The following is a 12948-nucleotide window of genomic DNA, read 5'->3' as shown; positions in this document are numbered from 1 at the left end:
ACCTAGGCCGCAACGAGGCCGCCGACTGCCGCTTCGAACAGCGCGCGGCCCTGGGTGTTGCCGTGGGCCGGCTCGATCGCCCGTTCGGGGTGCGGCATCATGCCCAGCACGTTGCCCGCTTCGTTCAGGACTCCGGCGATGCGCCGCTGGCTTCCGTTGACTTCGTCGAGATAGCGAAAGGCCACGCGGCCCTCGCCTTCGAGGCGGTCGAGCGTCTCGCCGTCGGCGAAATAGTTGCCGTCATGATGGGCCACCGGCAGCGCGATCTCTTCCCCGGCATCGTATCCGCCGGTGAACAGCGACTGGCTGTTTTCCACCCGCAGCGGAACGGTGCGGCAGGTGAAGGTCAGCTGCGCGTTGCGCATCAGGGCGCCGGGCAGCAGGCCGCTTTCGGTCAGCACCTGGAAGCCGTTGCAGACGCCCAGCACCGGCACCCCGCGCTCCGCCGCCGCGACGACCGAGCGCATGATAGGGCTCTTCGCCGCCATCGAACCGCAACGCAGGTAGTCGCCGTAGGAAAAGCCGCCGGGCAGGGCGATGAAATCGAGATCGGCCGGCAGGTCGGCGTCGCCGTGCCACACGCGGATGGCGGGCTTGCCCATGACCGCTTCCAGCGCCATCGCCATGTCGCGATCGCAGTTCGATCCCGGGAAGGTGACGACCGCGGCGCGCATCAGGCGGCGCCCACCGTTTCCGGCAACATCTCGATCCGGTAGTTCTCGATCACCATGTTGGCGAGCAGCTTGCGGCACATCTCGTCGAGCGCTTCGTCACTCGTCCCGTCGGCCACCGACAGTTCGATCACCCGGCCGACCCGCACGTCGTCGACGCCGGAAAAACCCAGCCCCTCGAGCGCGTGATGGACGGCGCGGCCCTGCGGATCGAGGACGCCTGGCTTGAGGCTGACGACAACGCGGACTTTCATGGCGGGCCTTTCGCTGAAGGGCGGGGGGACTCGCGCGGAGCCTATGGCCGAGGTGCCCCGCGCGGGCAAGGGCGAGCCGCGCGGTTTCGCCCGATCATTCCCCCTGTTACGGCAGGGCGACGATTTCCAGCCGTGTGGCCGGATCGAGATAGTGCCGGGCCATCTCCTGCACGTCGGCCGCCGTCAGCGCCTGCAATGTCGCCTTGCCGCTGGCGAAGCGGGCGAGCCGATCGGGATCGCGCTGGGCATCGTCGGCCAGGCTCATCCAGCCGCTGTTGGTCTTGAGCGCGTTGTCGTAGGCTTCCAGCATCGGCTGGCGGGCCCGCAGCAGAAGGTCGTCATCGACCGGGGCAGCGATCAGCGCCTCGACCGCGGAGAGCATCGCCTGGCGCGTTTTCTCGACATCCGCGGTATCGACCGCCGCCGCCATGTTGAACGTGCCGTAGCCGGTGTGGACGCGCGACTGGCTGGCGTTGACGCCGGGCGAATAGGTCTGCCCCAGTTCCTCGCGCAAACTCTCGGTCAGCCGGATGCGCATGACCTTTTCCAGCAGTTCCAGGCGCAGCGAGTCCTTGAAATCGGCATCGTCGCGGGTCGGCCAGGTCATGCGGATCACCGCCTGGTCCGCCGCCCCTTCGTGGCGCACGGTCCGCGGCGAGCGATCCTCGGTGAAACCGCGCTGGCGGTTCGCGGCATAGTCCTGGAATTGCGGCTCTCGCGCGGGGATGGCGCCGAGGGTCCGCGCGACGAGGGCAATGGCCTGCTCGGGGTCGAAATCGCCGACCAGAGCAAGCTCGGCCGCGCCGCCCGCCAGGCGGCCGCCGATGTCCTGCCGCAACTTGGCGAAGTCGAGCGCGAGGTAGCTTTCCTTCGGCTGCAGCGTGAAGCGCGGGTCCCCGTCCGACAGGATACCGCCCAGGGCATTGGCAAGGGCGCTGTTAGGCGTCGCGTTCAATTGCCCGAAGAACGATTCGATGCTGCGCCGGTACTGCGCCTCGCCCTGCGGCCGCCAGCCGGGATCGGTCAGCGCGGCGGCGAAGAGCTGCAACTGCAGCTCGAGATCGCGCGGCGTCGTGGTCGAGGACATGACGAACGCGTCGTCTTCCGCCTGGACGCCGAAGCCCACGCTGCGGCCCGCCAGGATCGTCTGCAGGTCGTCGATCGGGTGCTTGCCGAGCCCGCCCTGCGCGAGGACCGATGTCATCGCCGTGGCCAGCGGATTATCGCGCGTGTTGAGCATCTGCCCGCCGTCGACGTTCAGCTCCACCGCGATGCGATCCTTCTGCAACTGCGTCGGCTTGAGGTTGAGCATCAGGCCGTTGGCGAAGCGCAGGGTGCGGATGCCCATGACCGGCTCGACCGTGTCGGCGACCACCGTGCCCGGCGCCCCGAAATCGGTGTAGGCGAAGGTGCCGAGCGACCCGCGGTCGTCGGCCGCCACCGCCTGCGCCATGCCTTCCTTCCACGCCGCGCGCAGGACGTCGGCACCGCCGGCCGGCGCGGTGCGCCCCTGGTATCGGATCAAGGGATCGTCGAGCGGGATCAGTTCTTCGCGCAGGGCCGCCATCACGGCCTCGGGCGTCGCCAGAGGCTCGAGCGCGCGGAAGCGTTCGAGCGAGCTTTCCGGAGTGGCCGGCACGACATCGTCATAGAGCAGCGAGAGCACAGCGTTCATGTGCGCCGCGTTGGAGCGGGTGGCGGCGCCGGCCGCCGCGTTTTCCAGCGAGGTGCGGATGTTGGCGAGCTGTTCGGCGATCTCCGCCTGGGTGAAGCCATAGGCCAACGCCTTGCGATACTCGGCCTGCGCCGCGGCCAGGCCGCGCTGCCATTCGCCGTCGCCGCTGTCGACGATCAGGTTGGTCGTGCGTCCGTCCTCGAACACGTCGGAGCTGCCCAGGCCCGCGCCGCGAAACGGCGGGTCGTCGGCCCGGGTCAGGCGCTGCAGGCGGCGGTTGACGATGCCATAGCCGATCTGGCGCAGGATGGCCTTTTGGCGGTTCGCCACGGTGTCCGGCTCGTCGAGGAAGGGTCCGTTGGCCGAAACCGTCACGCGTTCGGACAGGGCGGGGTCGACGTAGATGTCGGTCGCGCCCTGGCGATCGGTGGCGACGGGCCCCGCACTCGGCACGGCGGGGGGGTCGGCAGCCGGCCAGCTTGCGAAGCGCGCCTTGATCGCCGCCTCGACCTGCTCCGGGTCGAACGCGCCGATCACGATGACCGCGCTGTTCGACGGGCGATAATAACGCTGCCACAGTCCTCGCAGGCGTTCGCTCGTGGCGCCCTGCAGCGCCTCCACCGTGCCGATCGGCATGCGCTGCGAGAAGCGCGAGCCGGGGTACTGGAATTCGAGCGAGTCGACCGTGTTGCGATAGGAAAAGGTATCGCCCACGCGCCGTTCGGACAGCACGACGCCCTTCTCGCGCTCGACCGCCTCGGGGGAGAAGGCGATCTCGCTCGCCACCTGGCGCATCAGCATCAGCGAGGTGTCGAGCAGCTTGGCATCGTTGCGCGGCAGGTTGAGCTTGTAGATCGTCTGGTCGAACGAGGTCGACGCGTTGGTGTCCGCACCGAAGGCCAGCCCCTCGCGCTCGAGCAGGCGGACCATCTCGCCTTCGGGGATATCCGTGGTGCCGTTGAACGCCATGTGCTCGATGAAATGAGCGAGCCCGCGCTCGTCATCGGTCTCGAACAGCGAGCCACCGTTGACCCACATCCAGACCATGCCCTGGCCCGCCGGAGTCTCGTTGCGGCGAATGACGTAGCGCATTCCGTTGTCGAGCTTGCCGAAGCGGAACTCCGGATCGACCGGCAGGTCGCTTACCTGGAAGGCCCAGTCGGGCATGGCGGTCGGGGAAACGGCAGTCGGTGCAACGGCAGCCGGTGCAGGCGGCGGTGTCTGCGCGCAGGCGGCAAGCGGGAGGAGAAAGGCGGAAAGCAGCAGGCGCGGGTTCATTGCCGCCGACCTTGGCCGACGGTGCCTGAACCCGCAATGTCAATCCGATGGACTACTTCTTCTTGGCGGGGCCGCCGCGGAGCCTGGTGCGGTGGGCGCTCAGGTCGAATACTTCGCCCGGGCCACCATCTTCCTGCAGCAGGCCAAGCCGGCGGGCGACTTCCTGGTACGCCTCTTCCTCGCCGCCGAGGTCGCGGCGGAAGCGATCCTTGTCGAGCTTTTCGCCGCTCGCCATGTCCCACAGGCGGCAGCCGTCGGGGCTGATCTCGTCGGCCAGGATGACACGGGCGTAATCGCCGTCCCAGATGCGCCCGAACTCCAGCTTGAAGTCGATCAGGCGGATGCCGATCGCGGCAAACATTCCGCACATGAAATCGTTCACGCGGATGGCCATGCTGGAGATGTCCTGCATCTCCTCGTTGTTGGCCCAGCCGAAGCAGGCGATGTGCTCTTCGGCGACCATCGGGTCGTTCAGCGCATCGTCCTTGTAGTAGTACTCGATCAGCGTGTGCGGCAGCGGCTCGCCTTCCTCGATACCCAGACGCTTGCTGATCGACCCGGCGGCGACATTGCGCACGACGACCTCGAGCGGGATGATCTCGCACTGGCGGACCAGCTGTTCGCGCATGTTGAGGCGGCGGATGAAGTGCGTGGGGATGCCGATGTGCGCCAGGCGGGTGAAAACGTGCTCGCTGATGCGGTTGTTGATCACGCCCTTGCCGTTGATCGTGCCCTTCTTCTGGGCATTGAAGGCAGTCGCATCGTCCTTGAAGTACTGGATGATCGTACCCGGCTCCGGACCTTCGTAGAGGATTTTGGCCTTGCCTTCGTAAATCTGGCGGCGGCGGGACATGGGCATGACCTTCACTGGCAGTGGAAAAGCGAGCGCCCCGGCGGGCGAAATGGGTTCGCACGGGCCCGGGGCGTGCCGCGAGCCTATACGCGAACCCTGCCGAAAAGCAATTGCAGGGCCGCCCCAGCGGCGTAGACCGGTCCGCGAAGGGAGAGGGGACGATGGATACCGATCGCCGTACGCTGATGACGAAGGGGATTTCGAGCGGGGCGGCGCTGACCGCATTGCTCGCCACGGGGGCCTGCGCGCAGGAGACGCCGTCGGCGCCGACCGATTCTCCCACGACCAACCCGGCCACGGGCCCCTCGGGCCTGGCGGAGATCATCCGCATCTGGGCCGACGAGGACGGGGTGAGCCATGTGGAGCAGGTCAAGGTCATGGGATCGCCCAGGGATCTCCCGGCCACCGACGTGTCGATGACCTCGATCGCCCAGGGCACCGAGGACTGGCACATCGCGCCCGCGAAGCTCTTCACGATCAACGTGGTGGGCGACATCGAGGCCGAGGTGAGCGACGGGACGAAGGTGAAGATCGGCAAGGGAGACCTGGTCTATTTGGAGGACCGCACCGGCAGGGGGCATGTCACCCGGCTGCTCACCCCCGTGGCTAACATCTTCATCCGCATGCCGGACGATTTCGACCTGGTCGCATGGGCCGGGTCGGTTCCCGCCGACTCCGCGGGCTGACACGCGTTGCAACGGGGAGTGCGAACGCCCTGATGCGTTGACCCTGCCGCGTCCGACCCGCTAACGCCCGCGCAACAACAACGGGGGCGCACAGTGGTCATCTCTCGTCCGGCGGTTTCGCTGCTCGCGTGCGCCTGCGCGATGCTGTCCGCCTCGGTGCGGGCGCAGGACGACGAGATCGTCGTGACCGGGACGCTGATCCGCGGGTCGGCGGAAGATGCGCCGGCCCCGGTCGAGGTGATCGGCCGCGACGAACTGGACGCGCGCGGCGGGCCCACTGCGATGGACCTGTCGAAGGCGCTGGCCGTCTCGAGCGGCGTGCTGGGCGATGCCAGCCAGTTCGACACTCGCAGCCAGTTCAACCAGGGCGCCGCCTCGGTCAACCTGCGCGGGCTGGGGCCACAGCGCACGCTGGTTCTGCTCAACGGCAAGCGGATCGTCGCCACGGGGGCGGGCAACCTGCCGCTGGTGGACATCAACCTGCTGCCGCTGGCCGCGCTCGACCGGATCGAGATCCTCAAGGACGGGGCGGCCGCGACCTATGGCTCGGACGCCATTGCGGGCGTGATGAATTTCATCACCAAGAATCATCGCAACGGTTTCGAATTCGGCGCCGACTATCGCTGGATCGACGGCTCGGCCGGAGACTGGACGGCGGGGCTGAGCTGGGGCGGCGATATCGGTCCGGCGCGGGTCTTCGTTTCGGGCGGCTGGCAGAAGCGCGGCGAGCTGCGGACGACCGACCGCGACTGGGGCATCCTGCCCTATGCCGCCAACCCGCAGGGCGGCTATTCCGGCGGCGGCAACCCGGGCAATTTCGATTTCAACGGCGCGCTGGGCGGATTTTCCTTCACCGCCGATCAGGGCTGCACCGCGCTCGGGGGCTTCCGCTCGTTGCCCGGCTCGGCGGGCGACCTGTGCCAGACGAGCTACCTCGGGTTCACCAACCTGGTCGAGCCGGAGGAGCGCTGGCAGGCCTTTGCCGATATCGCGCTGCCGGTGGGCGGCGGGGAGATCCGGCTGAGCGGGCTCTACGGCCGGTCGGAGACGATGCTGACCACGTCGCCCAGCTACCTGCCGACGATCGCCCCCAGCACCAGCGCGGCATTCGGCGGCCAGGGGCTGTTCGTCATTCCGCAATATGCGCCGGCGCTGCGCGACTACTGCAGCCGGTTCGGGGCGGCCGCGGGCTGCGCGCTCGACGCGGCAGGCGCTCCGCAGCAGCCGGCGCTCGCCTTCCCGGTGCGCTTCCGCCCGGTCCTGCTCGGCGGCAATCCGCTCTATGCGAACGACCGCGGGGCGGCCACGCCGCAGTACGAGGCCGCGCAGTACCAGTTCGCCGCAAGCTACGACCGGCCGCTGAGCGACGCGATCGACCTCTCGGCAGGGCTGACCTATTCCGCCAACGACCGGCGTTTCCAGGGCATCGACAGCTATGTCGACCTGCTGCAGAACGCGCTCGCGGGCTTCGGCGGGGAAAGCTGCGCCTATGCCTCGCCGCAGGCGCGCGCGGGGCTGAGCGCGGCGCAACTGGCCGCCGTGGCCGGGACGGGCGGGTGCCATTTCTTCAACCCGTTCTCGACCGCCATCGCCGCCAACGCGGTGACCGGGCAGACCAACCCGGGCTATGCCGGGACCGCCAATCCGCTCGGCCTGTCGCTGCTGCCGGGGGCGGGGCTGATCAACGACGCCTCCACGCTCGACGATTTCTTCGTCACCATCCAGCGCGGCGCCTTCACCCGCCAGTGGGTGGCCGATTTGCAGGTTTCGGGCGATGCCGGGTTCGCGCTTCCCGGCGGCGAGGTGCGTTTCGCGCTCGGCGCGCAATACCGCGACGACCGTTATCGCCGGACCTACAGCGACAACCACAACCTCGATCTGCTGCCGTGCCCCGGCTCGGTGCTCGATCCCGGTGCGACCTGTGCGGTCAGGACAGGCGCCATCGGTTTCCTGGGCTCGGGTGTCGACACCGCGGTGTCCGAGGACGTCTGGGCGCTGTTCGGCGAGTTGCAACTGCCGGTGACCGATCGCCTGCAGGCCCAGCTTTCGGCGCGCTACGAGGATTACGGCGGCCGCATCGGCGCGACCTTCGATCCGCAACTGCGCCTCAAGTGGCAGGCGACCGACTGGTTGGCCTTCAGGGGAGGGGCGGGCACGACGTTCCGCGGGCCGCCGCCGCAGAACACCGCGGCCGATCTCGTCATCCTGACCTTCATCGGCGGCGCGTTCCGCGCGGTCGACATCTTCGCCAACCCCGACCTGACGCCCGAAACCGCGACGACCTACAACGCCGGCGTGCTGCTCGACCGGGGCGGCCTCAGGGCCAGCGTCGACTACTGGCGCTACGATTTTTCCGGCGCGATCGAAAGCGAGCCGATCAACGGCATGGTCGCCGCGCTGTTCGGCGCCAGCGGGACCGCCAACTGCGCCGATCCCGCCTATGCCGGGTTGCGCGCGCGCTTTACGTTTTCGGGCGGGGTCTGCGCGGCGGGCAACGTCCAGCGGCTGGCGACCTATGCCTTCAATTCCGCCGACGTGAGCACCAGCGGGCTCGATTTCCGGGCGAGCTACGATTTCCGGCTTGCCGACCAGGCGCTCCAGGTGGGGCTGAACGGCAGCCATGTGTTCGATTACCGGGTGGGCGACGTTGCGGTGGAGGGCATCCTGGTGCAGCCCGCGTTCGACGCGGCGGGCAAGCTCAACTTCCAGACCACCGCCTATCCGATCCCGCGCTGGAAGGGCCAGGCGTGGCTCCAGGGGCGCAGCGGCGATCACCTCGTGCGCCTGCAGGCCAACCACGTCGCGGGCTATACCGACCAGCGCGGCGCCGACGTGTTCGGCCCCAACACCGCATCGCTTGCCGGGGCGTCGGTCACGGCGGGCAAGAGGATCGGCAGCTTCACCACGCTCGACGCGATCTGGCGCTGGTCGGTGCTGGAGAAGGCAACGCTGACGCTGGCGCTGGAAAACCTGCTCGACGCCGATCCGCCGTTCGCCCGGCTCGACCAGAACTACGACCCGTTCACCGCCAGCCCGCTGGGCTTCACGGCCAAGATCGGCGCCAGCATCGGGTTCTAGCATCTTCGGCCACGGCCGGCCAGGTGATCGGGTCAGGCGTTGCCGACCACGAAGCAGGCCGCCGCGACCAGCGCCCCGGCCCAGCGGTTGGAGCGGAAGCGGGCGAGCGCGTTGTCGGCGCTGTCGGGGTCCAGCGTCAGCCCCTGCCACAGCAGGTGGATCGCGGCCGGCAGCAGCGCGATGAGCGCCAGCCAGTCCTGCCGCCGCAGCATGAAGGCCAGCGCCCACATGGCCAGCGCCAGGCAGTAGAACGCGATCACCCCGGCGCGCACCTTGCGGCCCAGCCGCAGCGCGCTCGACCGGATGCCGACCAGCGCATCGTCCTCGCGGTCCTGGCAGGCGTAAATCGTGTCGTAGCCCATACACCAGAAGAACGCCCCGGCGTAGAGCGCGAGCATCGCGCCGAGATGATCGCCGCGAAGCGCAATCCAGCCGACCGGCGCCCCCCAGGTGAAGACCAGGCCGAGCCACGCCTGCGGCCACCAGGTGATCCGCTTCATGAAGGGATAGGCCGCAACCAGCGCCAGGCTCGCCAGCGCGACGAGTTGCGCCTGCCAGCGCAGTTGCAGCAGCACGACCAGCCCGACGAGGCACAGCAGCAGGAGCCAGCCCCAAGCCGCCTTCGCGCTCACCCGCCCGCTCGCCACGGGCCGAACGGCGGTGCGCGCGACCTGCCGGTCGAGATCGGCATCGACGATGTCGTTGTAGACGCAGCCCGCCCCGCGCATCGCGATGCTGCCCAGGAGCAGCCAGGCGACCAGCGCGACCTGCCACCCGGCGCCTGCCAGCCATACGCCCCAGGCACAGGGCCAGAACAGCAGCCACCAGCCGATCGGCCGGTCGAACCGCGCCAGCAGCGCGAAATCGCGCAAGCGTGGCGGCAGGGCGCCGACGAGCCCGCCCGAAAGGCTCTTGCGCTCGCTGTCGGGAGTGATGGTCTCGGCGCTCATTCGCTTGCCCCGTAACGCGCGGCGCGGCTAGTGACCAGCCATGCCTGCCACCCCCGCCTGGCCCCCGCGCTCCGCCCCGCGGCTGTTCGTCGCCCCGCCGCTGGCAGAGGGCGAGGCCGTGACGGTCGAAGGGAACCAGGCGCACTATCTGGCCAAGGTCATGCGCGTGGGCGAGGGCGATGCCGTCGTGCTGTGCGACGATGCGACCGGGGAATGGGCGGCGCGAGTCGTTTCGGCCGGCAAGCGCGAAGTCGTGCTGCAAGCGGTCGAAATGCTCCGCCCGCGCGAGGACGTGCCCGACTTCTGGCTCTGCCCGGCCCTGCTCAAGAAGGATCGCTTCGACCTCGTGCTGGAGAAGGCGACCGAGCTTGGCGTCCGTGCGATCCGGCCCGTGCTGACCCGGCGCTGCGTGGCCGACAAGCTCAACATGGAGCGCGCCCTGGCGCACGTGACCGAGGCGGCCGAGCAATGCGCCCGCACCGCCTTGCTCGCCGTCGCAGCGCCGGTGACGCTCGACGCGCTGCTGCGCGACTGGACGGCCGACCGGGCGCTGTTCTTTGCCGACGAGCAGGGCGGGGCGCCGGCGGCCGATGCGTTCGCCGCGCGCACCGAGCCTGCCGCATTGCTGGTCGGGCCCGAAGGCGGGTTCGACGATGCGGAGCGCGCCGCGATCCGCGCGCATCCCGCAGCGCTGGCGATCTCGCTCGGCCCCCGGGTCCTGAGGGGCGAAACGGCCGCCATTGCCGCCACCGCGCTGTGGATGGGCGTGGCCGGGGATTGGCGCCCGCAAGATTAGCGTGAAATCGCTGCGAAAAGCGCTGGCGCCGGGCCGAATCCTCGCCTAACCGCGCCGCGATGAGCACGCGCAAGGCGTCAGAGGGGGAGGAGCGGCGCATCGAACGCCGCGAGCAGCTGGCAGAGCCCATGGCTGCAGGCGAGAAACCGCGCGAGCGCTGGCGGATCGGCACCGAGCACGAAAAGCTCGTCTACCGCACCGGCGATCACCGGGCGCCGAGTTACGACGAGGCCGGAGGTATCCGCGATATCCTGATGGAATTGCGGCGCTTCGGCTGGGAGCCGATCGAGGAAAACGGCAAGGTCATCGCCATGGGCGGCGAGGACGGCACCGTCAGCCTCGAGCCCGCCGGGCAGCTCGAACTGTCGGGCGCCGCGGTCGAGACTTTGCACCAGACCTGCGCGGAGACCGGCCGCCACCTGACCCAGGTCAAGGCGATCGGCGAGGAATGCGGGGTCGGCTTCCTGGGCCTCGGCATGTGGCCGGACAAGACGCGCGAAGAGCTGCCGATCATGCCCAAGGGGCGCTATGCCATCATGATGCGGCACATGCCGCGTGTGGGCAGCCTGGGCCTCGACATGATGCTGCGGACCTGCACCATCCAGACCAACCTCGACTATTCGTCCGAGGCCGACATGGTGGCCAAGTTCCGCACCAGCCTGGCCCTGCAGCCGCTGGCGACGGCGCTGTTCGCCAACAGCCCGTTCACCGAAGGCAAGCCCAACGGCTTCCTCAGCTATCGCAGCCACATCTGGTCGGACACCGACCCGCATCGCACGGGCATGCTGCCCTTCGTGTTCGAGGACGGCTTCGGGTACGAACGCTACGTCGACTACATGCTCGACGTGCCGATGTACTTCGTCTTCCGCGACGGCCAATACATCGACGCCGCGGGGCAGAGCTTCCGCGACTTCATGCGCGGCGAACTTCCCGCGCTGCCGGGCGAGTTGCCGACCGAGAGCGACTGGATCGACCATCTGTCGACCGCCTTCCCCGAAGTGCGGCTCAAGTCCTTCCTCGAGATGCGCGGTGCCGATGGCGGCCCGTGGAACCGGATCTGCGCGCTGCCGGCGCTGTGGGTCGGCCTGCTCTACGACCAAGGCGCGCTCGACGCGGCGTGGGACGTGGTCAAGGGCTGGTCGATGGAAGAGCGCGAGGCGCTGCGCAACGCCGTGCCCGCGCAGGGCCTTGCCGCGCCGGTCCCCGGCGGGCGCACCTTGCGCGACCTTGCCCGCGAAATCCTGCCGATCGCCCGTGCCGGGCTGTCGAGCCGCGCCATGCTCAATTCGAGCGGCGACAACGAAACCGGCTTCCTCGAACCGCTCGAGGAGATCGTGGCCAGCGGGAAGGTCCCGGCCCAGCGCCTGCTCGACAAGTTCCATGGCGAATGGAACGGCGACATCGCGCGGGTCTACGAGGAAAGCTTCTGACCCCTTGATCGCTCCCCCGGATCGGGCATTGTGCCGCCGGGAAAGAGACGGGTCGGTCATGCGGTTGAAGGGAACAGGTACCGGCGCTTTGCTGGCCTTGGCGCTGACAGCGTGCGGCGGTGGCGACGGCGGCTCTGGCCCGCCGACGCCCGCGCCCACCGCCACGCCCACCCCGACGCCGAGCGAAACGGCGGCTTCGGACCAGGCCGCGGTCCAGGCCGCCCTGACGATCGACCTTGCCAACCTGCCCAACTATGCCGCGCCGCTGCTGCCGGCCCATTACGACGGAACCCTGGCGGCGCTCGACAACACGCCGGCGAACAACCCGGTCACCAATGCCGCGGCCACGCTGGGGCGGGTGCTGTTCTACGACCGCGCGCTGAGCACGAACGACACCGTCTCGTGCGCCAGTTGCCACCGGCAGGCACTCGGCTTTGCCGACGACAAGCGCTTCAGCATCGGATCGACCGGGTCGGCCTTCATCAACGCGCACGGGATGCGGCTGGGGAACCTGCGCTATTTCCAGCCCGGGACGATGTTCTGGGACCGCCGCGCCGCCACGGTCGAGGCGCAAGCTTCGGTCCCCATCCTCAACCCGGTGGAGATGGGCTGGCAGGACCAGGGCGGCTTTGCGGCACTGGTCGCCAAGCTGGGCACCAAACCTTACTATCCGGTACTGTTCCGCCGGGCCTTCGGCGATGCGGCGATCAGCGAGGCCCGCATCCAGCGCGCGCTGGGCCAGTTCCAGCGGGCGATGATCTCGTCCGACAGCAAGTGGGACCGCGCCTATGCCCAGGTCTTCGCGCCCGCTGCGCCCAACCGCGGGCTGGACCAGCCGCTGCCGGGCTTCACCGCGTCCGAACAGCGCGGCCGCGAGCTGTTCATGAACGCGCCGGGGCCGGGCGGCGGCGCCGGATGTGCCGCCTGCCACGTGCCGCCCACCTTCACGCTGGCGGCGAGCAGCCGCGGCAACGGCCTCGATGCCGACGAGACGCGGCTGTTCAAGGCCGCCTCGCTCAAGAACGTCGGCCGCTCGGCATTCTTCATGCACGACGGGCGCTTCCTCAGCCTGTCGCAGGTGGTCAATTTCTACAGCACGGGCATCCAGGACTCGGCCGTGCTCGACAACCGGCTGCGGCAGGGCGGGGCGGCCGGCGGGGCACCGCTGCGGCTCAACCTGTCGGTGGAGGACCGGCAGGCGCTGGTTGATTTCATGCTGACCCTGAACGACGAGACGCTGGCGGCCGACCCGAAGTTCTCAGACCCGTTCCGCTAGC

10 protein-coding genes are annotated in these 12948 nt (G+C 69.1%); 5 read left to right on the top strand and 5 right to left on the bottom strand.

What is annotated here, in order from left to right; genetic code table 11:
- Positions 1–2: 2 nt before the first annotated feature.
- From purQ to purC, 4 genes are all read right to left on the bottom strand, one after another.
- A complete protein-coding gene (gene purQ / locus ACWPMZ_RS10260; RefSeq protein ID WP_455703910.1) occupies positions 3–674 on the bottom strand; it encodes a phosphoribosylformylglycinamidine synthase subunit PurQ in 672 nt (223 codons plus the stop codon).
- The gene (purS, locus tag ACWPMZ_RS10255; protein ID WP_455703909.1) at positions 674–925 is read right to left on the bottom strand and encodes a phosphoribosylformylglycinamidine synthase subunit PurS; all 252 of its coding nucleotides are present in this window, start codon (positions 923–925) and stop codon (positions 674–676) included. Before purS ends, purQ begins: the two co-directional genes overlap by 1 nt.
- Positions 926–1031: 106 nt before the next feature.
- Positions 1032–3878: a M16 family metallopeptidase gene (locus ACWPMZ_RS10250; protein WP_455703908.1), complete on the bottom strand. Its 2847-nt coding sequence runs from the start codon at positions 3876–3878 to the stop codon at positions 1032–1034.
- Between the two features lie 52 nt (positions 3879–3930).
- A complete protein-coding gene (purC, locus tag ACWPMZ_RS10245; RefSeq protein ID WP_455703907.1) occupies positions 3931–4731 on the bottom strand; it encodes a phosphoribosylaminoimidazolesuccinocarboxamide synthase in 801 nt (266 codons plus the stop codon).
- Positions 4732–4892: 161 nt separating this feature from the next.
- On the opposite strand from purC, the gene ACWPMZ_RS10240 reads away from it, so the two are divergent.
- Positions 4893–5417 (top strand): hypothetical protein, encoded by a 525-nt coding sequence (locus ACWPMZ_RS10240; RefSeq protein ID WP_455703906.1) that lies wholly within the window; start codon positions 4893–4895, stop codon positions 5415–5417.
- 93 nt (positions 5418–5510) lie between these two features.
- Entirely contained in the window at positions 5511–8495 is a 2985-nt protein-coding gene (locus ACWPMZ_RS10235) for a TonB-dependent receptor domain-containing protein (RefSeq protein WP_455703905.1), read from the top strand.
- Between the two features lie 32 nt (positions 8496–8527).
- Here the strand turns inward: ACWPMZ_RS10235 and ubiA are convergent, their stop codons facing one another.
- Positions 8528–9445: a 4-hydroxybenzoate octaprenyltransferase gene (ubiA, locus tag ACWPMZ_RS10230; RefSeq protein ID WP_455703904.1), complete on the bottom strand. Its 918-nt coding sequence runs from the start codon at positions 9443–9445 to the stop codon at positions 8528–8530.
- Positions 9446–9485: 40 nt separating this feature from the next.
- Between ubiA and ACWPMZ_RS10225 the strand changes: the two genes are divergently transcribed.
- From ACWPMZ_RS10225 to ACWPMZ_RS10215, 3 genes are read left to right on the top strand one after another with little or no spacing between them, the layout of a single operon-like run.
- The gene (locus tag ACWPMZ_RS10225; RefSeq protein ID WP_455703903.1) at positions 9486–10241 is read left to right on the top strand and encodes a 16S rRNA (uracil(1498)-N(3))-methyltransferase; all 756 of its coding nucleotides are present in this window, start codon (positions 9486–9488) and stop codon (positions 10239–10241) included.
- A gap of 59 nt (positions 10242–10300) precedes the next feature.
- The gene (locus ACWPMZ_RS10220; RefSeq protein WP_455703902.1) at positions 10301–11671 is read left to right on the top strand and encodes a glutamate--cysteine ligase; all 1371 of its coding nucleotides are present in this window, start codon (positions 10301–10303) and stop codon (positions 11669–11671) included.
- Positions 11672–11729: 58 nt separating this feature from the next.
- The gene (locus ACWPMZ_RS10215) at positions 11730–12947 is read left to right on the top strand and encodes a cytochrome-c peroxidase (RefSeq protein WP_455703901.1); all 1218 of its coding nucleotides are present in this window, start codon (positions 11730–11732) and stop codon (positions 12945–12947) included.
- The last annotated feature ends 1 nt before the right edge of the window (position 12948 follow it).

This window comes from Tsuneonella sp. HG222 (assembly GCF_053819185.1).
This window is presented reverse-complemented; position numbering and strand designations above follow the sequence as displayed.